This is a genomic window from Parabacteroides johnsonii DSM 18315, assembly GCF_025151045.1.
GTDB classification, from domain to species: domain Bacteria; phylum Bacteroidota; class Bacteroidia; order Bacteroidales; family Tannerellaceae; genus Parabacteroides; species Parabacteroides johnsonii.
This window is the reverse complement of sequence record NZ_CP102285.1, coordinates 3069645-3095394: the sequence shown is the minus strand read 5'-3', so window position 1 is coordinate 3095394 and position 25750 is coordinate 3069645. Positions and strand designations below refer to the sequence as shown.

The 25750-nt window shown below is 43.7% G+C and carries 33 protein-coding genes; all 33 read left to right on the top strand.

Features of this window, described 5'->3' with window-relative positions; all coding sequences use genetic code 11:
* The first annotated feature begins 16 nt into the window (after positions 1-16).
* The 33 genes from recQ to secY all read left to right on the top strand — a co-directional run bounded on the left by recQ (position 17) and on the right by secY (position 25746).
* A complete protein-coding gene (gene recQ, locus NQ564_RS13005; protein ID WP_008156887.1) occupies positions 17-2197 on the top strand; it encodes a DNA helicase RecQ in 2181 nt (726 codons plus the stop codon).
* 118 nt (positions 2198-2315) lie between these two features.
* The gene (gene guaB, locus NQ564_RS13000) at positions 2316-3791 is read left to right on the top strand and encodes an IMP dehydrogenase (RefSeq protein WP_008149975.1); all 1476 of its coding nucleotides are present in this window, start codon (positions 2316-2318) and stop codon (positions 3789-3791) included.
* A gap of 92 nt (positions 3792-3883) precedes the next feature.
* Positions 3884-5482, top strand: coding sequence for a peptidylprolyl isomerase (locus NQ564_RS19355; RefSeq protein ID WP_008149974.1), 1599 nt, complete (start codon positions 3884-3886; stop codon positions 5480-5482).
* A gap of 15 nt (positions 5483-5497) precedes the next feature.
* Positions 5498-6355 (top strand): hypothetical protein, encoded by an 858-nt coding sequence (locus tag NQ564_RS12985; RefSeq protein ID WP_008149973.1) that lies wholly within the window; start codon positions 5498-5500, stop codon positions 6353-6355.
* A gap of 22 nt (positions 6356-6377) precedes the next feature.
* Positions 6378-7742 carry a peptidylprolyl isomerase gene (locus NQ564_RS12980; protein WP_036607953.1) on the top strand — a complete coding sequence of 455 codons (1365 nt, stop codon included), beginning with the start codon at positions 6378-6380 and terminating at the stop codon, positions 7740-7742.
* The gene (locus NQ564_RS12975; protein ID WP_008149968.1) at positions 7739-9418 is read left to right on the top strand and encodes an OstA-like protein; all 1680 of its coding nucleotides are present in this window, start codon (positions 7739-7741) and stop codon (positions 9416-9418) included. The genes NQ564_RS12980 and NQ564_RS12975 overlap by 4 nt, the downstream gene beginning before the upstream one ends.
* Positions 9419-9445: 27 nt before the next feature.
* Entirely contained in the window at positions 9446-9757 is a 312-nt protein-coding gene (locus NQ564_RS12970) for a hypothetical protein (protein WP_008149967.1), read from the top strand.
* Positions 9754-11619 carry a DNA mismatch repair endonuclease MutL gene (gene mutL, locus NQ564_RS12965; protein ID WP_008149965.1) on the top strand — a complete coding sequence of 622 codons (1866 nt, stop codon included), beginning with the start codon at positions 9754-9756 and terminating at the stop codon, positions 11617-11619. The genes NQ564_RS12970 and mutL overlap by 4 nt, the downstream gene beginning before the upstream one ends.
* 321 nt (positions 11620-11940) lie before the next feature.
* A complete protein-coding gene (gene rpsL / locus NQ564_RS12960; protein ID WP_005634721.1) occupies positions 11941-12351 on the top strand; it encodes a 30S ribosomal protein S12 in 411 nt (136 codons plus the stop codon).
* 157 nt (positions 12352-12508) lie between these two features.
* Positions 12509-12985 (top strand): 30S ribosomal protein S7, encoded by a 477-nt coding sequence (rpsG, locus tag NQ564_RS12955; protein WP_008149961.1) that lies wholly within the window; start codon positions 12509-12511, stop codon positions 12983-12985.
* A gap of 21 nt (positions 12986-13006) precedes the next feature.
* Entirely contained in the window at positions 13007-15130 is a 2124-nt protein-coding gene (gene fusA, locus NQ564_RS12950) for an elongation factor G (protein ID WP_008149959.1), read from the top strand.
* Between the two features lie 21 nt (positions 15131-15151).
* Positions 15152-15457, top strand: coding sequence for a 30S ribosomal protein S10 (gene rpsJ / locus NQ564_RS12945; RefSeq protein ID WP_005634728.1), 306 nt, complete (start codon positions 15152-15154; stop codon positions 15455-15457).
* 21 nt (positions 15458-15478) lie between these two features.
* Positions 15479-16096 carry a 50S ribosomal protein L3 gene (gene rplC, locus NQ564_RS12940; protein ID WP_005634730.1) on the top strand — a complete coding sequence of 206 codons (618 nt, stop codon included), beginning with the start codon at positions 15479-15481 and terminating at the stop codon, positions 16094-16096.
* Positions 16096-16725, top strand: a complete 630-nt coding sequence (gene rplD, locus NQ564_RS12935; protein ID WP_008149957.1) for a 50S ribosomal protein L4 — start codon at positions 16096-16098, stop codon at positions 16723-16725. Before rplC ends, rplD begins: the two co-directional genes overlap by 1 nt.
* An 11-nt stretch (positions 16726-16736) precedes the next feature.
* Positions 16737-17030, top strand: a complete 294-nt coding sequence (rplW, locus tag NQ564_RS12930) for a 50S ribosomal protein L23 (protein ID WP_005634733.1) — start codon at positions 16737-16739, stop codon at positions 17028-17030.
* 8 nt (positions 17031-17038) lie between these two features.
* Positions 17039-17863 (top strand): 50S ribosomal protein L2, encoded by an 825-nt coding sequence (gene rplB / locus NQ564_RS12925; protein WP_008149953.1) that lies wholly within the window; start codon positions 17039-17041, stop codon positions 17861-17863.
* 20 nt (positions 17864-17883) lie between these two features.
* Positions 17884-18153, top strand: a complete 270-nt coding sequence (gene rpsS, locus NQ564_RS12920) for a 30S ribosomal protein S19 (protein WP_005634738.1) — start codon at positions 17884-17886, stop codon at positions 18151-18153.
* Between the two features lie 49 nt (positions 18154-18202).
* On the top strand, positions 18203-18613 hold the full coding sequence (rplV, locus tag NQ564_RS12915; protein ID WP_005634739.1) for a 50S ribosomal protein L22: 411 nt from the start codon (positions 18203-18205) through the stop codon (positions 18611-18613).
* Between the two features lie 7 nt (positions 18614-18620).
* Positions 18621-19355: a 30S ribosomal protein S3 gene (gene rpsC / locus NQ564_RS12910; RefSeq protein ID WP_005634741.1), complete on the top strand. Its 735-nt coding sequence runs from the start codon at positions 18621-18623 to the stop codon at positions 19353-19355.
* A gap of 20 nt (positions 19356-19375) precedes the next feature.
* Complete coding sequence (gene rplP / locus NQ564_RS12905) at positions 19376-19810, top strand: 50S ribosomal protein L16 (RefSeq protein ID WP_005634742.1); 435 nt, start codon at positions 19376-19378, stop codon at positions 19808-19810.
* Positions 19811-19816: 6 nt separating this feature from the next.
* Positions 19817-20014, top strand: coding sequence for a 50S ribosomal protein L29 (rpmC, locus tag NQ564_RS12900; RefSeq protein WP_008149945.1), 198 nt, complete (start codon positions 19817-19819; stop codon positions 20012-20014).
* A 9-nt stretch (positions 20015-20023) separates the two neighbouring features.
* Positions 20024-20281: a 30S ribosomal protein S17 gene (gene rpsQ, locus NQ564_RS12895; protein ID WP_005634746.1), complete on the top strand. Its 258-nt coding sequence runs from the start codon at positions 20024-20026 to the stop codon at positions 20279-20281.
* Between the two features lies 1 nt (position 20282).
* A complete protein-coding gene (rplN, locus tag NQ564_RS12890; protein WP_008149935.1) occupies positions 20283-20648 on the top strand; it encodes a 50S ribosomal protein L14 in 366 nt (121 codons plus the stop codon).
* Between the two features lie 19 nt (positions 20649-20667).
* A complete protein-coding gene (gene rplX, locus NQ564_RS12885) occupies positions 20668-20988 on the top strand; it encodes a 50S ribosomal protein L24 (RefSeq protein WP_005634752.1) in 321 nt (106 codons plus the stop codon).
* On the top strand, positions 20988-21545 hold the full coding sequence (gene rplE, locus NQ564_RS12880) for a 50S ribosomal protein L5 (protein WP_008149932.1): 558 nt from the start codon (positions 20988-20990) through the stop codon (positions 21543-21545). Before rplX ends, rplE begins: the two co-directional genes overlap by 1 nt.
* Before the next feature lie 6 nt (positions 21546-21551).
* On the top strand, positions 21552-21821 hold the full coding sequence (gene rpsN / locus NQ564_RS12875; RefSeq protein WP_005634756.1) for a 30S ribosomal protein S14: 270 nt from the start codon (positions 21552-21554) through the stop codon (positions 21819-21821).
* 57 nt (positions 21822-21878) lie between these two features.
* On the top strand, positions 21879-22274 hold the full coding sequence (gene rpsH / locus NQ564_RS12870) for a 30S ribosomal protein S8 (RefSeq protein ID WP_005634758.1): 396 nt from the start codon (positions 21879-21881) through the stop codon (positions 22272-22274).
* Between the two features lie 16 nt (positions 22275-22290).
* Complete coding sequence (gene rplF, locus NQ564_RS12865; protein ID WP_008149927.1) at positions 22291-22842, top strand: 50S ribosomal protein L6; 552 nt, start codon at positions 22291-22293, stop codon at positions 22840-22842.
* A 21-nt stretch (positions 22843-22863) separates the two neighbouring features.
* A complete protein-coding gene (rplR, locus tag NQ564_RS12860; protein ID WP_005634763.1) occupies positions 22864-23208 on the top strand; it encodes a 50S ribosomal protein L18 in 345 nt (114 codons plus the stop codon).
* 5 nt (positions 23209-23213) lie between these two features.
* Positions 23214-23732: a 30S ribosomal protein S5 gene (rpsE, locus tag NQ564_RS12855; protein WP_008156894.1), complete on the top strand. Its 519-nt coding sequence runs from the start codon at positions 23214-23216 to the stop codon at positions 23730-23732.
* Between the two features lie 19 nt (positions 23733-23751).
* Positions 23752-23928, top strand: coding sequence for a 50S ribosomal protein L30 (rpmD, locus tag NQ564_RS12850; protein WP_005651341.1), 177 nt, complete (start codon positions 23752-23754; stop codon positions 23926-23928).
* Between the two features lie 27 nt (positions 23929-23955).
* Complete coding sequence (gene rplO / locus NQ564_RS12845) at positions 23956-24402, top strand: 50S ribosomal protein L15 (RefSeq protein ID WP_008149921.1); 447 nt, start codon at positions 23956-23958, stop codon at positions 24400-24402.
* A 3-nt stretch (positions 24403-24405) separates the two neighbouring features.
* On the top strand, positions 24406-25746 hold the full coding sequence (gene secY / locus NQ564_RS12840) for a preprotein translocase subunit SecY (protein ID WP_008149920.1): 1341 nt from the start codon (positions 24406-24408) through the stop codon (positions 25744-25746).
* Positions 25747-25750: the final 4 nt, after the last annotated feature.

Sequence of the window (25750 nt, the reverse complement as noted above, 5' to 3'; positions counted from 1 at the left end):
TTAAAATATGAATAGTATGGCGAAGAAGGATAATTTGACAGAAGAGCTCAAAAAACATTTTGGTTTTGATACCTTTAAAGGAAATCAAAGAGCAATCATCGAAAATGTGCTGGCAGGAAATGATACTTTTGTATTGATGCCGACCGGAGGAGGAAAATCTTTGTGTTATCAACTGCCTTCTCTTATGATGCAGGGGACGGCCATTGTGATTTCTCCCTTGATAGCCTTGATGAAAAACCAGGTAGATGCCATGCGCAATTTCAGCGAAGAGGATGGGGTTGCTCATTTCATAAACTCTTCCTTGAACAAATCGGCTATCGACCAAGTAAAAGACGATATCCGCAGTGGCCGGACGAAGTTGCTCTATGTGGCTCCGGAGTCCTTGACCAAGGATGAAAATGTGGAGTTTTTGCGCCAAGTCAATATTTCGTTTTATGCAGTGGACGAAGCACATTGTATTTCCGAATGGGGACATGATTTCCGCCCGGAATACCGTCGTATCCGTCCGATCATAAACGAAATCGGTAAACGTCCGTTGATAGCCTTGACTGCGACAGCCACTCCGAAAGTGCAGCACGATATCCAGAAAAACCTGGGAATGATCGATGCTTCTGTCTTTAAATCCTCCTTCAACCGTTCTAATTTGTATTATGAGATTCGTCCGAAGACGGCGAATATCGACCGCGAGATCATCAAATATATCAAGTCCAATGAGGGGAAATCAGGTATTATCTATTGTTTGAGCCGTAAGAAGGTGGAAGAGTTTGCCGATATCCTGAAAGCAAACGGTATCAAAGCGCTCCCTTATCATGCCGGCATGGATTCGCAGCAGCGTTCGAGCAATCAGGATGCGTTCCTGATGGAAAAAGCAGACGTGATCGTTGCTACCATTGCTTTTGGTATGGGGATCGACAAACCCGACGTACGGTATGTCATCCATTATGATATTCCCAAAAGCCTCGAAGGATATTACCAGGAAACCGGACGAGCCGGCCGCGATGGCGGTGAGGGCCAGTGCATCGCTTTTTATGCCTATAAAGACTTGCAGAAGTTGGAAAAATTCATGCAAGGAAAACCGGTGGCGGAACAAGAGATCGGAAAGCAGCTGCTTTTGGAGACAGCCGCTTATGCCGAAACTTCCGTATGCCGGCGAAAAGTCTTGTTGCACTATTTCGGTGAAGAATACCTGGAAGAAAATTGTGGAAATTGTGATAATTGTTTGAACCCAAAAAAGAAAGTGGAAGCAAAAGAATTATTAAGCGCCGTACTCGAAGTGATTGGTACGTTAAAGGAAAAATTCAAGGCAGAATATATTGTCAATATGTTGGTCGGTAACGAGACTTCCGAAATACAATCTTACAAGCACAATGAACTGGAAGTTTTCGGTTCCGGTTCGGATGAGGAAGAAAAGACATGGAATGCCGTTATCCGTCAAGCACTGATTGCCGGATATCTGGCTAAGGACATCGAAAACTACGGTCTGTTGAAGATTACGGAAAAAGGAAAAGAGTTTATAAAGAAACCTGTCTCTTTCAAAATAACCGAAGACAACGAGTTCGACGAAGAGGAAGAAGAAGTTCCCGTACGCGGTGGAGCAACCTGTGCCGTCGATCCGGCTTTGTTCTCGATGATGAAGGATTTGCGCAAGAAGTTGTCCAAACGTCTGGAAGTGCCTCCTTTCGTTATTTTCCAGGATCCCTCTTTGGAAGCGATGGCCACTACCTATCCGGTGACATTGGATGAATTGCAGAATATACCGGGTGTTGGAGCAGGCAAGGCGAAAAGATACGGTAAGGAGTTCGTCGAGTTGATCAAGAAACATGTGGAAGAAAATGAGATCGAACGTCCCGAAGATCTTCGCGTCCGTACGGTTGCCAACAAATCCAAACTGAAAGTTTCGATCATCCAACGCATCGACCGTAAGGTGGCGTTAGACGAAATCGCTATGACGAACGGATTGGAATTTAACGAACTGCTTGACGAAATAGAAGCGATCGTTTATTCTGGAACCCGTATCAATATTGACTATTTCCTGAACGATGTGATGGACGAAGATCATATTGATGATATTTATGAGTACTTCAAGGATTCGGAAACAGACGATCTGGAAGATGCAATCGAGGAATTAGGCGGCGATTATACGGAAGAAGAGATTCGCCTCGTCCGCATTAAGTTCCTGTCGGAGATGGCAAATTAAGTGATTGAGGATTGACAATTGATAATGGACAATGGGGGACAAAAAATCTCCATTGTCCATTGTTAATTGTCAATTGTTTTGTAAGTTTGCATGCAATAATTTTTAAAGCATAAGTTCTATGTCATTTATTGCAGACAGAGTGGTCATGGACGGATTGACGTTTGATGACGTATTGTTGATTCCGTCCTATTCGGAAGTCCTCCCCCGAAATGTCGATCTTACGACAAAATTTTCCCGCAACATTTCTTTGAATATCCCGATGGTTTCGGCTGCTATGGATACGGTTACCGAAGCAAAGATGGCAATCGCGATTGCTCGCGAAGGCGGTATCGGTGTGATCCATAAGAACATGACGATCGCTGAACAGGCTAAGCAGGTTCAGAGTGTGAAACGTGCAGAGAACGGCATGATCTATGATCCCGTCACTATCACGAGAGGCAAGACCGTCGGCGATGCTTTGGGAATGATGAAAGAGTATAAGATCGGAGGCATTCCTGTTGTGGATGAATCGGACCATCTGGTGGGGATCGTGACAAACCGCGATTTGCGTTTCGAACGGGATATGAACCGTTCGGTCGACGAGGTGATGACGAAAGAGAACCTGATTGTCGCAGACCAGTCAACCGACCTGGAAGCAGCCGCCAGCATCCTGCAACAGCACAAGATCGAAAAACTTCCGGTTGTCGACAGCCAGAAGAGGCTGGTCGGACTGATTACATATAAAGATATTACACGGGCAAAGGATAAACCGACTGCCTGTAAAGATTCAAAAGGCCGCCTCCGGGTAGCTGCCGGAGTAGGCGTGACCTTCAATACGTTTGAGCGGGTGGCCGCTTTGGTCGAAGCCGGTGCGGATGCACTGGTGATCGATACGGCACACGGACACTCTAAAGGAGTGGTCGACGTGTTGAAGCAGGTTAAAAAACAGTACCCACATATTGATTGCGTTGTCGGTAATATCGCTACGGGCGAAGCTGCCAAATATCTGGTTGAAGCCGGTGCGGATGCCGTGAAAGTCGGTATCGGTCCGGGTTCTATCTGTACGACCCGTGTGATTGCAGGTGTGGGCGTTCCCCAGCTGTCCGCCATCTACGATGTGGCGAAGGCGCTTAAGGGTACAGGTGTTCCGTTGATTGCCGATGGCGGTCTGCGCTATTCGGGGGATATTGTGAAAGCGATTGCCGCCGGCGGATCTTCTGTTATGATGGGATCGTTGTTGGCAGGCGTCGAAGAATCACCGGGTGAAACGATTATCTTCAACGGACGTAAGTTCAAATCGTACCGTGGGATGGGTTCGTTGGAAGCCATGCAGAAGGGTTCGAAAGACCGCTATTTCCAGGATGTGGAAGACGATGTGAAAAAATTGGTGCCGGAAGGCATTGCTGCCCGTGTTCCGTATAAAGGTTCACTGTATGAAGTCATCTATCAGATGGTAGGCGGATTACGTGCAGGGATGGGATATTGCGGAGCGCATAATATCGATGAACTGCATAATGCCAAGTTTACGCGTATCACGAATGCGGGAGTTTTGGAAAGCCATCCGCACGATGTGGCTATAACACAGGAAGCTCCTAATTATAGTCGGGGAGAATAGATTTGATAAAAAACACTAATTTAATGGGGCAATGTACTTTTTAGGCTGCATCTCCGTTAGATTAGTGTTATTTTTGTAAACGATATCGTGATATGGTAAAAGAAGGATTAATGAAGAAGTTGCTTGTATTATCTTTGGTATTCGCTTGTATGACAGGAAATGCACAAGTTCCAGCCGATTCTGTAGTGATGACGGTTGCTGGAAAGCAGATCCCGTTGGATGAATTTATTTTTATTGCACAAAAGAATAGCGAAGTTAATCTGTCCGACCGTAAATCCGTGAATGCCTATGTGGAGTTGTTCAAGAACTTCAAACTGAAAGTGGCGGAGGCGGAAGATTTGGAACTGGACAAGACGAAAGCATTCAAAGATGAATTGGATAGCTATCGGGCCCAATTGACTTCAAGTTATCTGTCGGATAAGGATGGAGAGGAGGCGGCTGTGCGTGCCATATATGACCGGTATGGTGAAGTGCTGGAATTGAGCCATATTTTGTTCCGCTTGCCGCAACGTACATTATCGAAAGATACGGTTCCTGTATATCAGAAAGCGATCGAGGCCTATGAACGTATCCAAGCGGGAGAGGATTTTGCTACTGTCGGCAAGGAACTGAAAGAAGCCGATAAGGAAAATGTCGGCTATGAGTATGTACACTGTTTGCTGCCGATGCAGACGGTTAAGGCCTTTGAAAATGTCGCTTATTCGATGCCCGTCGGTTCCGTCTCTTTGCCGGTTCGGACAACTATGGGTTTCCATATCATAAAAATACATAGCCGGAAACAGAATCCGGGGCTGGTGCGTGTGGCGCATGTCCTGATCCCGTTTGAGAAAGATTCGGTGAAGTTTGGAGAGGCCGAGACATTGGCTCGTGCGGAAGAAGTTTACCAGAAAGCGAAAGATGGAGCTGACTTTGCCGAGTTGGCAAAAGAATATTCGTCCGATGCCGGTTCGGCCAAGCGAGGCGGCGAGCTGCCTGCTTTTGGCGTCGGTGAAATGGTGGAACCGTTCGAAGTGGCTGCTTTTGCTTTGAACACTCCGGGGGAATTGTCCCGTCCGGTGAAAACCCGTTTCGGCTATCATATCATAAAGCTGATCGAGAAGAAAGGTCTTCCCTCTTTCGAAGACAAGAAAAAAGGTTGGTCTCGCCAGATGGCACAAGGGGAACGTAACTTCGAATATTACGGTGCGTTTGATGAACGGATGAAAAAAGAGTATGGCTATCGTTTCTATCCCGAAGCCTATGCTGAACTGCGAGCTTTGTGTAATGACTATTTTCCGTCCGATCCTGCTTTCTATGAGAAGGCGAAAGACATGAACAAGACCTTGTTCCATCTGAATGGCACGGATTTTCCCCAGAGCGAGTTCGCTTATTATATACAGCGCTGTCCATTCTCGACGAAATCGTATGCAGGAGATTTCATGCAGGAGGTGTACGATCTTTTTATCCGTGACATCGTGACCACGGCCGAACGTAAGAATCTGACGACAAAACATCCTGAGTTCGATCTTCTCATGAAAGAGTATCGGGATGGCATCCTGCTGTTCGATATCAGCAATAAGGAGATTTGGAATAAACCGATGGATCAGCAAGCCAAGGCGGAAGCCGAATGGATCGAACAGTTGAACCAGAAATACCCAGTGACGATAAACTGGAAGCTGGTGAAGAAAGTGAGTAAAATGACAAAGAAATAATAAAGAGAAAGTTATATGAGGTATTGCTTCATTTTTATAGCATTCGTATCTTTGCTGTGTTCTTGTAAGGGAACGCAGCCTGCGGACGATGCGGATGTGTTGGTAAAAGTGAAGGACCGGACGCTGGGACGTTCGGAGATAAAACAGCAGATTCCACGTGGATTATCATCGGCCGACAGTATGTTGTTCGCCGAAAGCCTGGAAAAGAAGTGGGTGAAAGATGCGTTGGTCTACGATGTGGCCTTGCGCAATTTGGAGGGGGAAGACAAGGCGGAAGTGGATAAGCTGGTGGAGGAATACCGTCATTCGCTGATCCGCTATCGGTATCAAGAACAGTTGATAAGAGAAAGGCTTTCTTCCGAGTTCCAGGAAAGCGACAAGCTGAGTTATTACGAAGAAAACCAGAAAAAGTTTGTGTTGGACAAGGCTCTGGTGAAAGGTCTTTTCCTAAAAATCCCGGTGGATGCCCCCGGGCTTTCTGATGTAAAGGGATGGTATAGATCGACTTCTGAGGCTTCTTTAGAAAAAATTGAGAAGTATAGTGTGCAGAATGCCAGTATTTATGACTACTTTTACGACAAATGGGTGGATTTTGACCAGGTGATGGATAATATTCCGGTGCATGTGTCGAATGCAAACGACTTCCTGAAGGCAAACAAGTTTGTCGAAATTTCGGATAGTACATATTGCTATCTATTGAATATTAAGGAATATCTACCTGTGGGAAGTGTGGCTCCTTATGATTATGCTAGTGCACAGATCGTGGAGATGCTGACGAATCGGCGTAAGGTGGAATTTTTAAAGAAATTTGAAGAAGAATTATATAATGACGCAGTCAGGAGCGGTGACGTCGAGTTTTATACAGAACCGTGATGGGCTGCTTATAGAGAAGTACATGATGAAAAAGATTTTAACAGTATTCATTCTTGCCTGTTTATCTTGTGTGGTGTATGCCCAGGATAATGTGATCGATGAAATAGTGTGGGTGGTAGGAGATGATGCGATTTTGCGTTCGGACATCGAGAGCCAGCGTCTATATCTGCAAAACGAGGGACAGCGTTTCGACGGTGACCCTTATTGCGTGCTCCCCGAACAGATGGCGATACAGAAGCTGTTTCTGAACCAGGCGAAGATCGATAGCGTGGAAGTGAGCGAAAGCCAGGTGATCCAGGAAACAGACCGTTGGATCAATTTTGCAATCAATCAGATGGGTTCTAAGGAAAAGCTAGAGGAATATTTCGGTAAAAAGATTTCCCAGCTGAAGGATGAGCGTAAGGAAATGATCATGGAGCAACAGACCGTAGAGCAGATGAAGCGCCAGTTGATCGGTGAAATCAAGTTGACACCTTCTGAAGTCCGCAAGTACTACAGCCAGTTGTCCAAAGACAGTCTGCCTAATATCCCGACGACTGTCGAGGTGCAGATCATCACGATGGAACCAAAGATCCCGTTTGAAGAGACGGATGCTATCAAAGCACGTCTTCGCCAGTTCACTGATGATATCAACAGTGGGAAATATGAATTCTCGACATTGGCCCGTCTGTATTCAGAAGATCCGGAATCAGCCAAAAGGGGTGGAGAACTGGGATTTTTGGGTAAGACAAGCTTGTTGCCTGAATTTGCAAATGTAGCTTTCAACCTGAAGGACCCTAAAAAGATTTCTCAGATCGTGCAGACTGAATATGGTTATCATATCATTCAGCTGATCGAAAAGCGTGGCGACCGTATCAACTGCCGCCATATTCTGTTGAAGCCGAAAGTTTCGGACAAGGAGTTGAACGAGTGTATGACACGTATGGATTCCTTGTATAATGACTTGACGGCAAAGAAGTTTACATTTGAAGAAGCGGCGACTTTTATCTCTGCCGACAAGGATACGAGAAATAACAAAGGTTTGATGGTGAACCAGAACTTTGAAAGTGACAATCACAGCACTCCGAAATTTGAAATGTCCGAACTGCCGCAGGAAATCGGTAAGATGGTGTACACGATGCAGGTGGGTGACATCTCCAAACCTTTCACCATGATCAACGAGAAGCAGAAAGAAGTGGTTGCTATTGTAAAACTGAAAGCCAGGGTGGACCAGCATAAGGCAAATATATCGGATGACTATCAGGCTTTGAAGTCGATCGTCGAATCCCGCAAGCGTGAAGAGCTGCTGCATGACTGGATCATCAAGAAGCAGAAAAGCACATATGTGCGTATCAGTGACGGCTGGCGTAATTGTGACTTCCAGTATCCCGGCTGGATTAAAGAATGAGGACTGTAAATAGATTTATTTTCACAGGTCTGTTTTTTTTGTTGGCGGTCTGTGCTTTTGCACAGACTCAGGATAGTATTGCGCATGCAGATACCACTGTTATTACTGCACAAGATGTGATAGTCGCTCCGGTGGACAGCCTGCTGGCAGCCGATAGTTTGCAGGTCTCGACGGATACTGTCCCGGCTAAAAAAACAAAGGTGTACTTGATTCATACCAATACGTTGTCTTTCGATAAGGCTGTAAAGCCGGATGCACAAATCTTGAATGGCGATGTATGTTTCCGGCATGACAGTTCATATATGTATTGCGACAGCGCTTACTTCTTCGAACAGACCAATTCGCTTGAAGCTTTCAGCAATGTCCGGATGGAGCAGGGAGACACCCTGTTCGTCTACGGAGATTATCTTTTTTATGACGGAAACACGCAGGTGGCTTATCTGCGCGAGAATGTCCGGATGGAGAACGGGCAGGTGACGCTCTTCACGGATAGTCTCAATTATGAACGCATTCCGAATATAGGATACTATTTTGAAGGTGGACTGATTGTGGATTCCCTGAATCAGCTATCTTCTTTCTACGGACAATATTCTCCGGAGACGAAGCTGGCGGTGTTCAATGACAGCGTGCGGCTTGAAAACACTGACTTCACATTGTATTCCGATACTTTGCATTATGATACGCAGTCCAAGATCGCTACTATCCTGGGGCCGTCTGTCATTGTTTCGGACAGTGGCACGATCCATACTTCGAGAGGATGGTATGATACGGTGAACAACACCTCTCTTTTGCTTGATCAGTCTCAGGTTGAATCGGGTGAGAAGATCCTGATCGGTGACTCTATCTTCTATAACCGGGATACGGGTATGGGAGAGGTCTATGGGAATATGAGTCTGATCGATACGGCCCAGCATGTGACGTTGCAAGGCGAATATGGTTATTATAATGAACAGACCGGATATGCTTTTGCAACCGACAGTGCCCGCTTCCTTGAATATTCGCAAGGTGACACTTTGTTTTTGCATGCCGATACGTTGCAGATGGTGACGGTTGACTCCACTTACCGGGAGATCAAGGCTTATTACGGCGTACGTTTCTATCGGACCGATATGCAAGGCGTATGTGACTCCATGCAGTTCAATACGCGCGATTCTGTATTATATATGTATACGGAACCGGTTCTCTGGAACGAACAATATCAACTGTATGGCGATACGATCGCTATTTATATGAATGACAGCACGATCGAATATGCCCATGTGATCCAGTTCGCTTTTGCGGCGCAGCATGTCGATTCGAGTTATTATAATCAGTTGAAGGGGAATGACCTGAAAGCCTATTTTGAGGGGCAGGCTGTTCACCAAATCGATGTGGCGGGAAATGCTGAATCTATTTTTTATCCATTGGAAAAGGATGGAGCGAAGGTCGGGATGAATGAAACCAAGAGCGGGTTCCTGACGATCTGGGTGAAGGACAATAAACTGGATAAACTGAAAATCTGGCCGAGTCCGGTCGGGACTATGACGCCGATCCCCGATCTGAAGCCCGATCAAAAGATGTTGAAAGATTTTTATTGGTTCGACTATCTGCGTCCGAAGAATAAGGATGACATTTACGAGGTGGTGAAAAGAAAAGCGACGGAATCACCTAAGAGAAGCAATAAATTTGTACATTAGCAAAGAATTTTCAAATAATAAAAGACTATGGCATTATTCTCATTTTATAATGTGCGGAAGCCTCGCCAGTATACTCATAAACCGATTTATTGGGACCCTCACAAGGAGGCTATGGAAGATCGCATCCGTAAGGTGAAACGTGAGATTGGCATGGACGACCAGTTAAGTGCAGAAGATTATAAGGCTGAGATCAAAGGTAGCTTTATAGAAGGTACTTCGCATTTGAAGAAAAGTCGCGATAGAGGTGATGACCGCAGGAGTCGTACTTATAAAAATGTGAGACTGTTGGTTGCGGCCGCAGTATTGGCTGCCTTGTTCTGGTTTTTGTTTATGCAATGAGCGATATAATTCATTTACTTCCTGACAGTATCGCCAATCAGATAGCGGCGGGCGAGGTGATCCAGCGTCCCGCTTCTGTCGTAAAGGAGTTGGTGGAAAACGCGGTGGATGCCGGTGCCGGACATATTCAGGTGAATATAAAGGATGCCGGTCGTACATTGGTCCAGGTGATCGATGACGGGAAGGGTATGTCCGAGACGGATGCCCGTATGGCTTTCGAACGGCATGCAACTTCGAAAATTTCTACTGCTGACGATCTTTTTTCTCTTCATACGATGGGATTTCGTGGTGAGGCGCTGGCTTCGATAGTGGCGGTTTCGCAGGTAGAACTTCGTACCCGCCTGAAAGGTGCCGAACTGGGGACTCATCTTGTATTTTCGGGTTCAGAATTGGAAAGTGTCGAACCGGATGCTTGTACCGAGGGAAGTATTTTCTCAGTCAAGAACCTCTTCTTCAATGTTCCGGCACGTCGGAAGTTCCTGAAGTCGAATGAGACGGAGTTCCGGAATATCATCAATGAGTTTGAGCGGATTGCCTTGGTCAACTCTCAGGTCGCTTTGTCTCTTTATCATAACGATACGGAGATATTCAATCTGCCTGAGTCTGGCTTGAGGCAACGTATTGTGAATGTATATGGGAAAACGCTGAACCAGAAACTTCTTTCTGTGGATGCGCAAAGTTCGCTGGTGACGATTTCCGGCTTTGTGGGACGGCCCGATTCGGCAAAGAAGAGAGGGGCTTTACAGTATTTCTTTGTAAACGGACGTTTCATGAAGCATCCGTATTTTCACAAAGCGGTCATGCAGGCTTATGAGCAACTGATTCCGGCAGGTGAGCAACCAAACTATTTTATCTACTTCACGCTTGACCCGGCAACGATAGATGTCAATATCCATCCGACCAAGACGGAGATCAAGTTTGAAAACGAACAGCCGATCTGGCAAATCCTGATGGCTGCGACTCGTGAAGCACTGGCTAAGTCCAGTGCGATCCCGACTATCGATTTCGATGTGGAGGACGCTATCGATATCCCGGTGTATAATCCGGTGAAGGAAGCAATTCCTTATAAAGCTCCCCGCGTACAAGTGGATTCCGGATATAATCCTTTTGAAACTTCTTCCTATAAGAAACCGGAATTCGACTGGTCTAAGCTTTATAATGATTTCGAAGAAGACCGGACCGCCATACGGCAGGATTCGGAATTAATCGAATCTTTCTTGGTTCCGGATATTTCCGAGCCTGCTATCGAGGCTGACGAAGTAGTTGTCCAGGATACTTCGGGCAGTTTGTTCAACGATGTCTCCAATCCCTGCTATCAATATAAAGGAAAATATATCATAACCTCTTTGAAGTCAGGCTTGGCTTTGATCGACCAACACCGTGCCCATGTCCGTATCCTGTTCGACCAGTACATTGCGAATATCAGGCAGCAGCGAGGCGCTTCTCAGCAAGTCCTTTTCCCTGAGATTGTCGAATTTACCGCTGGCGAAGCAGCTGTTTTGCCAGCTTTGCTTGAAGATATGCGGTTTATCGGTTTTGACCTGACGAACCTGGGGAATAACAGCTATGCGATCAATGGGCTTCCTGCCGGTGTGGAGAATCTTGATCCGGTGTCTTTGATCCGGAATATGGTGGATCGTGCGATCGAGACCGGTTGCGAAGTACATGAGGAAATCTGTGACTCGCTGGCGCTTTCTCTGGCTAAAGCGGCTGCTATTCGTCCGGGAAAGATCCTCTCGGGTGAAGAGATGGATGACTTGCTCGCTTCTCTTTTCTCCTGCCAGGAGTCGAACCTGACTCCCGACGGAAAGACTATCGTATCGAAGCTGACGGACGAGGAATTGGATAAACGTTTCAGGTGACGTGCCGACTGGCATCCATCTCTGCTCCGACAAGCATCCGTTTCTGCTCCGATGGGCATGGAATTGTGCTTCGATAGGCATGGACCGTTTCGGCCTCTTCGTCTGGTTGAAAAAATAATTGTTAATTATTTGTAAAAGGATAAAAGCGACATCTTGTGGAACGGGAACAAATATGTACCTTTGCAGCGTTTTAGCGTGAAGTGTGCGAAAAAGAAGGCGCAACTTATTGATAGTCCGAAAATAATGTGTACCTTTGCAGCTCAAAATGAAGAAATAGATAATTATAATAATAACACATTCAAAGTTTAAAAAAGAAAAGAAATGCCTACAATTCAGCAATTAGTTAGAAAAGGAAGGGAAACTTTGGTGGAAAAGGGTAAATCACCCGCATTGGATTCATGTCCGCAGAGACGTGGTGTTTGCGTGCGTGTTTACACTACAACTCCGAAGAAGCCTAACTCTGCAATGCGTAAAGTAGCGAGAGTTCGTTTGACAAATGGAAAAGAAGTAAACTCTTACATTCCGGGAGAAGGACACAACCTGCAGGAGCACTCAATCGTATTGGTTCGCGGTGGTCGTGTTAAGGATCTTCCTGGTGTACGTTATCACATTGTACGTGGAACCTTGGATACAGCTGGTGTAAACGGACGTACTCAGAGACGTTCCAAATACGGTGCTAAACGTCCGAAACCGGGTCAGGCAGCAGCTGCAGCTAAAGGAAAGAAGAAGTAATTAGTTACATCCCTTCAAACTGAGAATTTAAATTTAAGTATTAAAGCTGGTTTGAGTTATTTGGATAGGCTATAAGGTTGAGTAAATGGTTCAGCGGAACCGTTGAAGACGTATTAAAGGCAACCAAGAAACAAGAACGAAATTTTTTGAAAACAAAATGAGAAAAGCAAAACCAAAGAAAAGACAGATCCTCCCGGATCCTGTTTTCGGTGATGTTAAGGTTACGAGATTCGTTAACCATTTGATGTATGATGGCAAGAAAAATACTGCCTTCGAAATTTTCTATTCCGCTTTGGAAACAGTTAAGGCCAAATTGCCTAACGAAGAAAAGTCCGCTCTCGAAATTTGGAAAGCTGCACTCGACAATATTACTCCTCAAGTCGAAGTGAAATCCCGCCGTGTTGGTGGTGCTACTTTCCAAGTACCTACTGAAATTCGCCCCGATCGTAAAGAATCAATTTCAATGAAGAACCTGATCATCTTCTCACGTAAGAGAGGTGGTAAGACTATGGCTGACAAGTTGTCTGCAGAGATTGTAGATGCTTTCAACAACCAGGGCGGAGCATTCAAAAGAAAAGAAGATATGCACCGTATGGCCGAAGCTAACCGTGCATTCGCTCACTTCAGATTTTAATCATAAAGGCTAAGAAAGAATATGGCAAACGATAAACAATTAATGTTTACAAGAAACATCGGTATCATGGCTCACATCGATGCTGGTAAAACAACTACTTCTGAACGTATCTTGTTTTACACAGGTCTGACCCATAAGATCGGTGAAACGCATGATGGTACTGCTACGATGGACTGGATGGCCCAGGAGCAGGAACGCGGTATTACAATTACATCTGCTGCAACGACTACTTTCTGGAACTATTTGGGTAACAAATATAAGATCAACTTGATTGATACTCCGGGACACGTGGACTTTACAGTGGAAGTTGAGCGTTCTCTTCGCGTACTGGACGGTGCTGTTGCTACTTTCTGTGCTGTAGGTGGTGTGGAACCGCAGTCTGAAACTGTATGGCGTCAGGCTGATAAATATAATGTACCTCGTATCGGTTATGTGAATAAGATGGACCGTTCAGGTGCAAACTACTATGAAGTTATTCGCCAGATGAAGGAAATTCTGGGTGCTCATCCTTGTCCTATTCAGATCCCTATCGGTGCTGAAGAAACTTTCAAAGGTGTGGTAGACCTGATTAAGATGAAAGCTATTTTCTGGCACGACGAATCAATGGGTGCTGAATATAGCGTAGAAGAAATTCCAGCTGAATTGCAGGCAGAAGCTGAAGAATGGCGTGATAAGATGCTTGAAGCTCTGGCTGAATGCGATGATGCTATCATGGAAAAATACTTCGATGATCCTTCTACTATCACAGAAGAGGAAATCAACGCTGCTATTCGTAAGGGTACTTTGGCAATGCAGATCAACCCGATGACTTGTGGTTCTTCTTTCAAGAACAAAGGTGTTCAGACATTGCTGGATGCAGTTTGTGCATTCTTGCCTTCTCCTGAAGATACCCCGGCTATCGAAGGTACAGATCCTAGCGATCCCGAAAAGGTTGTTATCCGTAAACCGTTGTTTGAAGAACCGTTGACAGCTTTAGCGTTTAAGATCGCAACAGACCCGTATGTAGGCCGTCTGTGCTTCTTCCGTGTATATGCTGGTTCTTTAACGGCAGGTTCTTATGTTTACAACACACGCTCTGGTAAGAAAGAACGTATCTCTCGTCTGTTCCAGATGCACTCAAACAAGCAGAATCCGATGGAAGCTATCGGTTGTGGTGATATTGGTGCTGGTGTTGGTTTCAAGGATATCCGTACTGGTGATACGTTGTGTGACGAAAATAATCCGATCACATTGGAATCAATGGATTTCCCCGATCCTGTTATCGGTATTGCAGTAGAGCCTAAGACTCAGAAAGACCTGGATAAGCTGGGTATGGGATTGGCTAAGCTGGCAGAAGAAGACCCGACGTTCCGTGTACAGACTAACGAAGAAACAGGTCAGACTGTAATTAGCGGTATGGGTGAGCTTCACTTGGATATCATCGTTGACCGTCTGCGTCGTGAATTCAAGGTTGAATGTAATCAGGGTAAACCTCAGGTTACTTACAAGGAAGCTATCACTAAATCGGTTGAACTTCGTGAAGTTTACAAGAAACAGTCTGGTGGTCGTGGTAAGTTTGCTGATATCATCGTTCGTATCGAACCGGCAGATGAAAGCTTCGAAGGTACTCTGCAGTTCATCGATGAAGTGAAGGGTGGTAACATTCCGAAGGAATTTATCCCTTCTGTTCAGAAAGGTTTCGAAAAAGCAATGAAGAACGGTATCCTTGCCGGCTATCCGTTGGATAAATTGAAGGTAACATTGATCGATGGTTCATTCCACCCGGTTGACTCTGACCAGTTGTCTTTCGAAATTTGTGCAATTCAGGCATTCAAGAGCGCTTCCGAAAAGGCAGGTCCTGCTTTGATGGAACCGATCATGCAGATGGAAGTTGTTACTCCGGAAGAAAGCATGGGTGATGTAATCGGCGATTTGAACAAACGTCGTGGACAAGTTGAAGGTATGGAAACAAGTCGTACGGGTGCTCGTATCGTAAAAGCTAAAGTTCCTCTGGCTGAAACATTCGGTTATGTAACAGCTTTGCGTACTATCACTTCAGGTCGTGCAACTTCTTCGATGCAGTTCTCACACTATGCTCAGGTATCTTCTTCTATCGCTAAGCAGGTATTGACGGAAGTACAGGGTCGTGCTGATTTGATCAAATAATTTAGAAACATATATATAAATATGAGCCAAAAGATCAGAATTAAATTAAAGTCTTACGATTATTCTCTGGTAGACAAGTCTGCCGAGAAGATCGTGAAGACGGTAAAGGCTACCGGTGCAGTTGTTAGCGGCCCGATACCTCTGCCTACGCATAAGCGTATCTTTACTGTGAACCGCTCGACTTTCGTTAACAAAAAGTCTCGTGAGCAGTTCGAACTCTCTTCTTACAAGAGATTAATCGACATCTACAGCTCGACTGCAAAAACAGTTGACGCATTGATGAAGCTGGAATTACCCAGTGGTGTTGAAGTAGAAATTAAAGTGTAAGTTTATTAACAAATTAGTGAAATGCCAGGATTATTAGGAAAAAAAATCGGAATGACATCCGTTTTCAGTGCCGAGGGAAAAAATCTTCCATGCACTGTTATCGAAGTGGGTCCTTGTGTAGTTACACAGATTAAGACCTTGGAAAAAGATGGCTATGAAGCTGTACAGTTAGGTTTCGAAGAGAAAAAAGAGAAACACACGACACAGCCGGAAATGGGTCACTTCAAAAAGGCAGGTGTAACTCCCAAGAGATACTTGGCCGAGTTCAAGAATTTTGAAACCGAATATAAGCTCGGTGATGTAATCACTGTAGATTATTTGGAAGATGCAGGTTTCGTTGATGTAGTAGGTACATCAAAAGGTAAAGGTTTTCAGGGTGTAGTAAAGCGTCATGGTTTCGGTGGTGTAGGTCAGACTACTCATGGTCAGCATAACCGTTTGCGTGCTCCCGGTGGTATCGGTGCCTGTTCTTACCCTGCAAAGGTATTCAAAGGTATGCGTATGGCCGGCCAAATGGGTAATGAACGTGTAACTGTTCAGAACCTGCAAGTGATCAAGGTGATGCCGGAACACAATCTTTTATTGGTTAAAGGATCTGTTCCAGGAGCAAAAGGTTCAATCTTATTAATTGAAAAGTAATGGAACTGAGCGTATTAAATATTAAAGGTGAAGATACCGGAAGAAAGGTAACATTGAACGATGCTATCTTTGGCATTGAACCCAATGATCATGCTATTTACTTGGATGTAAAACAGTATTTGGCTAATCAGCGTCAGGGAACTCACAAATCAAAGGAAAGAAGTGAAGTTTCTGGTAGTACTCGTAAATTGATCCGCCAGAAGGGTGGTGGTGGAGCTCGTCGTGGCGATATCAACTCTCCGGTATTGGTAGGTGGTGGCCGTGTATTCGGTCCGAAACCGAGAGATTATGAGTTCAAATTGAACAAGAAAGTAAAAGGCTTGGCTCGTAAGTCTGCCTTGACTTATAAAGCAAAGAATAACGCAATCGTAGTAGTAGAAGATTTCACTTTGGAAGCTCCTAAGACTAAAGAATTCGTAACAATTGCTAAGAATCTAAAAGTGGCTGACGGAAAGTTACTTTTGGTTTTATCAGAGAAAAATAATTTCGTATATTTGTCGGCCAGAAATTTAGAGAAGGCAAATGTTATAACAGCTTCTGAACTAAATACATATACAGTGTTGAACGCTGCGAATTTGGTATTGACTGAAAGTTCTGTCGCTGTTATTGAAAAACTGTTTAACGCATAAGGAGTAGAAAAATGGGAATTATTATTAAACCTATAGTAACTGAGAAGCAAACAGCGATTACAGAAAAAATGGATAATCGCTATGGTTTTCGTGTTTCTCCTGATGCCAACAAGTTAGAGATTAAAAAAGCCATTGAGGACATGTATAATGTTACAGTAGTTGATGTTAACACCATCAACTACTCTGGAAAGAAGAAAAGTCGTTATACCAAATCTGGTATTATCAATGGCAAACAATCAGCTTTTAAGAAGGCTATCGTAACGTTGAAAGAAGGAGAAACAATTGATTTCTTTAGTAATATCTAAAAAAAGAAATGGGAATACGTAAATTAAAGCCCACAACACCGGGGCAGAGACACAAAGTTATTGGTGCATTTGATAAAATCACTGCAAGTACACCAGAAAAGTCTCTTGTAGTAGGTAAGAAGAGTACAGGTGGTCGTAATAACACTGGTAAGATGACAATGCGTTATCTTGGTGGCGGTCACAAACAGAAGTACAGATTTATCGATTTCAAGAGAAACAAAGATGGCATTCCTGCAACAGTTAAGTCTATCGAGTATGATCCTAACCGTACATCTCGTATCGCACTGTTGTATTACGCAGACGGAGCAAAGAGCTATATCATCGCTCCGAACGGATTGGAAGTTGGCCAGACAGTGGTTTCAGGTAGCGAAGCCGCTCCTGAGGTAGGTAATACTTTGCCTATGGCAAATATTCCCGTTGGTACTATTATTCACAACATTGAGCTTCGTCCGGGACAGGGTGCTAAGTTAGTACGTTCTGCCGGTGCTTTTGCTCAGTTGACTTCGAAAGAAGGTGCTTATGCAATTATTAAGATGCCTTCTGGCGAAACCAGAAAGATTCTTGCTGCTTGTAAGGCTACAATTGGTAGTGTAGGTAATTCAGACCATGGTCTTGAAAAATCAGGTAAAGCCGGTCGTTCTAGATGGTTAGGTCGTCGTCCTCACAACCGTGGTGTTGTAATGAACCCGGTTGATCACCCGATGGGTGGTGGTGAAGGTCGTGCTTCCGGAGGTCATCCTAGATCTCGCAATGGCTTATATGCTAAGGGCTTGAAGACAAGAGCTCCGAAGAAGCATTCTTCAAAATATATTATTGAAAGAAGAAAGAAATAATCTGATTAATTAAGTAAACTATGAGTCGTTCGCTAAAAAAAGGCCCGTATATTAATGTAAAGCTTGAAAAGAAAGTCTTGGCTATGAATGAGTCAGGAAAGAAGGCGGTCGTTAAGACATGGGCAAGAGCTTCAATGATTTCGCCTGACTTTGTAGGCCATACTATTGCAGTTCACAATGGAAATAAATTTATTCCTGTTTTTGTAACCGAGAACATGGTAGGTCATAAACTGGGAGAGTTTTCTCCTACTCGTACGTTCCGTGGTCACGCCGGTAACAAGAAAAAATAATCGGTAGTAACAGGAATTCAGGAATCTGAAAATAAAAAGAATCAATAAAATGGGTGCTAGAAAAAGAATATCAGCTGAAGCAAGAAAAGAAGCTCAGAAGACCATGTACTTCGCAAAGTTGCGGAACGTGCCGACTTCTCCCCGCAAGATGCGTCTCGTTGTAGACATGATCCGTGGAATGGAAGTATTCCGTGCACTTGGTGTTTTGAAGTTTTCTAACAAGGAAGCTGCAGCAAGAGTAGAAAAATTGCTTCGTTCAGCTATTGCCAATTGGGAACAGAAAAATGAACGTAAAGCAGAAGCTGGAGAGTTGTGCGTATCTTCAATCAGCGTAGATTGCGCTACTACATTGAAGAGAATGCGTCCGGCTCCTCAGGGAAGAGGATACAGAATTCGTAAACGTTCGAACCATGTAACTCTGTTTGTTGATACACTTAGTAAAAACGATAGTCAAAATTAATTTGTAGATGGGACAAAAAGTTAATCCGGTTAGTAATCGTTTGGGAATCATCCGTGGTTGGGATTCCAATTGGTATGGCGGCAAAAAATACGGAGACACTTTGCTGGAAGATAGCAAAATCCGTAAATATCTGAATGCTCGTCTTGCTAAGGCTAGTGTATCTCGCGTCGTTATTGAACGTACGCTGAAGTTGATTACAATCACAGTTTGCACATCACGTCCGGGTATCATCATCGGTAAAGGTGGTCAGGAAGTTGATAAGTTGAAAGAAGAGTTGAAGAAAATTACCGACAAAGAAGTTCAGATCAACATCTTTGAGGTAAAAAGACCCGAATTGGACGCAGTTATCGTTGCAAACAATATTGCTCGTCAGCTTGAAGGAAAAATTGCTTACCGTCGTGCTATCAAGATGGCTATCGCCTCTACCATGAGAATGGGTGCCGAAGGTATTAAAGTGCAAGTCTCTGGTCGTTTGAATGGTGCTGAAATGGCTCGTTCAGAAATGTATAAAGAAGGAAGAACTCCGTTACACACATTCAGAGCAGATATTGATTATGCTTTGGCTGAAGCGTTGACGAAGGTTGGTTTGATCGGCGTTAAGGTTTGGATTTGCCGTGGTGAAGTTTATGGTAAGAGAGATCTTGCACCTTCATTCGCTGCTTCTAAAGATTCAGGTCGCAGAAATGAGAATGCCGGCGGCAGCAGAGATAAGAACTTCAAGAGAAAGAAAGCTAATCGTTAAACGTTAGAATTTAAGAAGAGATGTTACAACCAAAGAAAACCAAGTTCAGAAGACAGCAGAAAGGTCGCATGAAGGGCGAAGCTCAGCGTGGCAACCAGCTGGCATTCGGTTCGTTTGGTATAAAAGCGTTAGAAAATAAATGGATTACCGGTCGTCAGATCGAAGCTGCTCGTATCGCGGTAACTCGTTATATGCAACGTCAGGGTCAGGTTTGGGTTCGTATTTTCCCGGATAAACCAATCACAAAGAAGCCTGCTGAAGTACGTATGGGTAAAGGTAAAGGTAATCCCGAAGGGTTTGTTGCGCCTGTTACTCCAGGTCGTTTGATTTTCGAAATCGAAGGGGTTCCTTTTGATATTGCTAAAGAAGCTTTGCGCTTGGCCGCACAAAAGCTTCCGGTAACAACAAAGTTTGTTGTGAGACGTGATTATGATATGGCTAATCAAAATGCGTAATTTGTTATGAAGATTGCAGAAATTAGAGAATTAAGCACGAAGGAGCTAGTAGAAAGAATTGATGCTGAAGTGGCTGCTTACGATCAGAAAGTGATCAACCACAGCATTTCTCCGAGTGAAAACCCTGCTCAGATTAAACAACAACGCAGGATGATTGCGCGCATGAAAACAGAATTGCGCCAGAGAGAACTTAACAACAAATAATTGAGCCTGATGGAAACTAGAAATTTAAGAAAAGAAAGAACGGGCGTGGTTACCAGCAACAAGATGGATAAGAGCATCACTGTTGCGATTAAATGGAAGGAAAAACACCCCATTTATGGAAAGTTCGTTAATAAGACGAAGAAATATCATGCTCATGACGAAAAGAATGAATGCGGTATCGGTGATACTGTAAAGATTATGGAAACTCGTCCTTTGAGCAAAACAAAAAGATGGAGATTAGTTCAAATAATCGAAAGGGCTAAGTAACATGATACAACAAGAATCAAGACTAGTAGTAGCAGATAACAGTGGTGCTAAAGAAGCGTTGTGTATTCGCGTTTTAGGCGGAACAAGAAAACGTTATGCCTCTGTAGGGGATGTGATTGTAGTAGCAATTAAAAGTGTAATCCCGGCAAGTGATGTGAAGAAGGGTGCTGTTTCTAAGGCTATCATTGTTCGCACTAAAAAGGAAATCCGCCGCCCGGATGGTTCATACATCCGTTTCGATGATAACGCTTGCGTATTGTTGAACGCCGGTGGTGATATTCGTGGAAGCCGTATCTTTGGTCCGGTTGCCAGAGAACTTCGTGCAACAAACATGAAAATTGTTTCACTTGCACCTGAAGTGCTTTAATTTTGTAAAACTTAAAGTAATGAGCAAATTACATATCAAAAAAGGCGATATAGTTTTTGTTAATGCCGGCGAAGACAAAGGTAAGACAGGTCGTGTTTTAGAAGTTCTTGTAAAAGACAACCGTGCCATTGTAGAAGGTATTAATATGGTATCAAAGCATACCAAGCCTAATGCAAAGAATCCTCAAGGAGGTATTGAAAAGAAGGAAGCACCTATTCATATTTCTAACCTGAACGTTGTTGACCCGAAATCCGGTAAGCCGACACGTATCGGTCGTAAGTTAGACGAAAAAGGTGCTTTAGTGCGTTATTCTAAAAAATCAGGGGAGGAAATTAAGTAATGAGCAATACTGCCAGTCTTAAGAAAGAATATCAGGACAGAATTGTTCCTGCTTTGACGAAAGAGTTCGGTTATAAAACCGTAATGCAGGTTCCCGTACTGAAGAAGATTGTTATCAATCAGGGTTTGGGTATGGCTGCTGCAGATAAGAAGATTATCGATATCGCCATCAGCGAATTGTCTACAATCACAGGCCAGAAGGCTGTTGCGACAGTTTCAAAGAAGGATATCTCTAACTTCAAGTTGCGTAAGAAAATGCCGATCGGTGTAATGGTGACATTGCGTCGTGAACAGATGTACGAATTCTTGGAAAGACTCGTTCGCGTAGCTCTTCCCCGTATTCGTGACTTCAAGGGAATCGAAAGCAAATTGGACGGAAGAGGCAATTATACCCTCGGAATTCAGGAACAAATTATTTTCCCTGAAATAAATATCGATAATATTACCAAAATATTGGGAATGAATATTACCTTTGTGACCTCTGCGAAAACAGACGAAGAAGGGTATGCTCTCTTGAGAGAATTTGGGTTGCCTTTTAAAAATGCAAAAAAAGACTAAGTAGTTATGGCAAAGGAATCAATGAAAGCCCGTGAGGTGAAAAGAGCAAAGCTCGTAGCTAAATATGCTGCTAAAAGAGCAGAATTGAAAGCAGCAGGTGACTATGAAGCTTTACAGGCTTTACCTAAAAATGCTTCTCCTGTACGTTTGCACAATCGTTGCAAAATTACAGGTCGTCCGAAAGGCTATGTACGCCAGTTCGGTATTTCTCGTATTCAACTGCGTGAAATGGCATCTCATGGTTTAATCCCGGGTGTAAAGAAAGCAAGTTGGTAAGAGTTTTTTTAATTTAAATATTGTCCGGGTGGCCGGATCAATTTAATTCATTTATATATGACAGATCCTATTGCAGATTATTTGACAAGATTGCGTAATGCGATCAAAGCGAAGCACAGAGTTGTTGAAGTGCCGGCGTCAAATTTAAAGAAAGAGATCACTAAGATCCTTTTCGACAAGGGCTACATTCTTAATTTTAAGTTTGTAGAAGATGGTCCTCAAGGTACAATTAAGATTGCCTTGAAGTATGACCTGGTAAACAAAGTAAATGCAATCAAGAAACTTGAGAGAGTTTCTACCCCTGGTTTGCGTAAGTACACTGGTTACAAGGAAATGCCGAGAGTATTGAATGGTTTAGGTATTGCCGTTCTTTCTACTTCTAAAGGTGTGATGACAGACAAAGAAGCCCGTGATCTGAAGATCGGTGGTGAAGTATTATGTTATGTTTATTAATTAGGAGGAAAGAAGAATGTCAAGAATAGGAAAATTACCAATTCATGTACCGGCCGGTGTTACGGTTACCATTAAGGATAATGTAGTGACTGTAAAAGGTCCCAAAGGCGAAATGACTCAGGCTGTGAATCCTGATATTAATGTGACTTTGGAAGATGGAATCATTCATCTGACACGTCCGACAGACGAAAAGAACCATCGTGCTCTGCACGGTTTGTATCGTTCGCTGATCAACAACATGGTGATCGGCTGTTCAGAAGGATACAAAAAAGAATTGGAACTTGTCGGTGTTGGTTACCGTGTGACAAATACAGGTCAGCTGTTAGATCTTTCTTTAGGTTATACTCACAACATTTATATGCAGTTGCCTAAGGAAGTGAAAGTTGAGACAAAGGCAGAGAGAAATAAGAATCCTCTTATTATCCTTGAATCGGCTGATAAACAATTACTGGGACAGATTTGTGCAAAGATTCGTTCATTCAGAATGCCAGAACCGTATAAAGGTAAAGGTATCAAGTTCGTGGGTGAAGAAATTCGCAGAAAGTCTGGTAAATCAGCAGGTAAGTAATCTACGTAAACTGAAATTATCATGACAACGAAGGAAGAAAGAAGATTAAAGATAAAAGCAGGTGTACGCGGTAAGATCTCAGGAACCCCTGAACGTCCGCGCCTGACTGTGTTTAGAAGCAACAAGCAGATCTATGCACAGGTTATAGATGATACTACAGGTAAGACTCTGGCTGCTGCATCCTCTTTGAAGATGGATGTTAAGGCTCCGAAGAAGGAGATTGCAGCCAAGGTTGGAGAACAGATCGCTAAAGTTGCCCAGGAAGCTGGTGTACAGGCTGTTGTTTTCGACCGTAACGGTTATCTGTATCACGGGAGAATTAAAGAATTAGCTGATGCTGCACGTAACGGCGGCCTTAAATTTTAATGAAGATGGCAGGAGTTAATAATAGAGTTAAGTCGACCAACGACATAGAGTTGAAGGACCGTTTGGTTGCAATCAATCGCGTAACTAAAGTAACCAAAGGTGGACGTACATTCAGTTTTGCTGCTATTGTTGTAGTAGGAAACGAAGACGGTATCGTTGGCTGGGGCTTAGGTAAAGCCGGTGAAGTAACGACAGCTATTGCTAAAGGTGTTGAAGCTGCAAAGAAAAACCTGATCAAGGTTCCTGTTCACAAAGGTACTATTCCTCACGAACAGTTGGCTAAGTTCGGGGGTGCCCAGGTACTGATCAAGCCGGCATCTCACGGTACCGGAGTTAAGGCTGGTGGTGCTATGCGTGCCGTATTGGAAAGTGTTGGTATCACAGACGTTTTGGCTAAATCAAAAGGTTCTTCTAACCCTCACAACTTGGTAAAGGCTACTATCGCTGCACTGAGTGAGTTAAGAAGCCCGATGATGGTTGCTCAGAACAGAAATGTTGCAGTTGAAAAAGTATTCAAAGGTTAATTAGGGAGGATAATAAGTTATGGCAACTATTAAAGTTAAGCAGACAAAAAGTAGAATTAAATGCCCGAAAGACCAAAAGAGAACTCTTGACGCACTGGGTCTGAAGAAAATGAACCAGGTAGTAGAACACGAAGCTACTCCGGCTATTCTGGGTATGGTTGAGAAAGTGAAACATTTGGTTTCAGTAGTAAAGTAATAACGGTTGAAAAATAAATTATACGATATGAATTTATCAAATTTAAAACCTGCTGAAGGATCTACCAAGACCAGAAAAAGAATCGGCCGTGGTCCGGGTTCAGGATTAGGAGGTACTTCAACAAGAGGTCATAAAGGTGCGAAATCAAGATCCGGTTACAAGCAGAAAATCGGTTTCGAAGGTGGTCAGATGCCTATACAGAGACGCTTACCTAAATTTGGTTTCAAGAATATTAACCGCGTTGAATATAAAGCTATCAATCTTTCTACATTACAGGGCATGGCTGAAGCTCAGCAGCTCTCTAAGATTGGTATCAACGAACTGATCGAGGCTGGTTTCATTTCCTCTTCTCAGTTGGTTAAAATTCTTGGTAATGGCAACTTGACAGCTAAACTTGAAGTGGAAGCTCACGCTTTCTCTAAGAGTGCTGAAGCTGCTATCCAGGCAGTAGGTGGAACTGTTGTTAAACTCTAAGTTATGAGAGCAGTTGAAACAATAAAAAATATCTGGAAGATTGAGGATCTGAGAAATCGGATCCTCACCACTCTTTTATTGGTGGCTATATACCGTTTCGGTACATACGTCGTTCTTCCGGGTATTGATCCTAAAGCGTTGACCGCTTTACAGGAACAGACAAGAGGCGGATTGCTGGCGTTGTTGGACATGTTCTCTGGTGGTGCTTTCTCTAATGCTTCTATTTTTGCATTAGGGATTATGCCGTATATCTCCGCTTCCATCGTGATGCAGTTGATGGCAATTGCAGTTCCTTCTTTCCAGAAATTACAGAGAGAAGGTGAGAGTGGTCGTCGTAAGATCAACCAGTGGACTCGTTATCTGACAGTTGCTATCCTTCTGTTCCAGGGTCCTACTTATCTTGTTAACTTAAGTGTACAGCTGAAAGCCGCCGGAGCAGCTCTGCCTGCAGGTATATGGTTTACAATTTCTTCTACAGTTATTTTAGCTGCTGGAAGTATGTTTATCTTATGGCTTGGTGAAAGAATTACAGATAAAGGTGTTGGAAATGGTATTTCATTTATCATTTTAGTTGGTATTATAGCCCGTCTGCCGCATTCGTTGTTCCAGGAATTTGTTTCCCGGACGAGTGAGAGAACCGGTGGTCTGGTTATGTTCTTGTTTGAAATGTTGTTCCTTTTGTTGGTTATCGCAGGTGCGATCCTGTTGGTACAAGGTACTCGCAAGGTCCCTGTGCAATATGCAAAACGGATCATTGGAAATAAACAATATGGTGGCGCACGCCAGTACATCCCCCTTAAGGTGAATGCTGCAAACGTAATGCCTATCATCTTTGCCCAGGCAATCATGTTTATTCCTATTTCAATCGTCGGTTTCTCAAGCACAGGCGAACAGTCTGGTTTCGTAGCTGCGTTTATGGACAATACCGGATTTTGGTACAACTTCGTATTTGCTGTACTGATTATCTTGTTTACATATTTCTATACAGCTATCACGATCAATCCTACTCAGATGTCGGATGATCTGAAGAGAAACAACGGGTTCATTCCGGGCGTTAAGCCAGGAAAGAGTACCAAAGATTATTTGGATACCATCATGGACCGTATTACTTTGCCGGGAGCATTCTTCCTTGCATTAGTGGCTATCATGCCTGCTTTTGCCCGGATCGCCGGTGTAAGTATGGAGTTCTCGCAGTTCTTTGGCGGAACATCTTTGTTGATCCTGGTTGGTGTGGTGTTGGATACACTGCAGCAAGTAGAAAGTCATTTGCTGATGCGTCATTATGACGGTTTGTTGAAGTCAGGAAGAATTAAAGGTCGCTCAGGCGCAGTTGGTGCTTATTAATTTA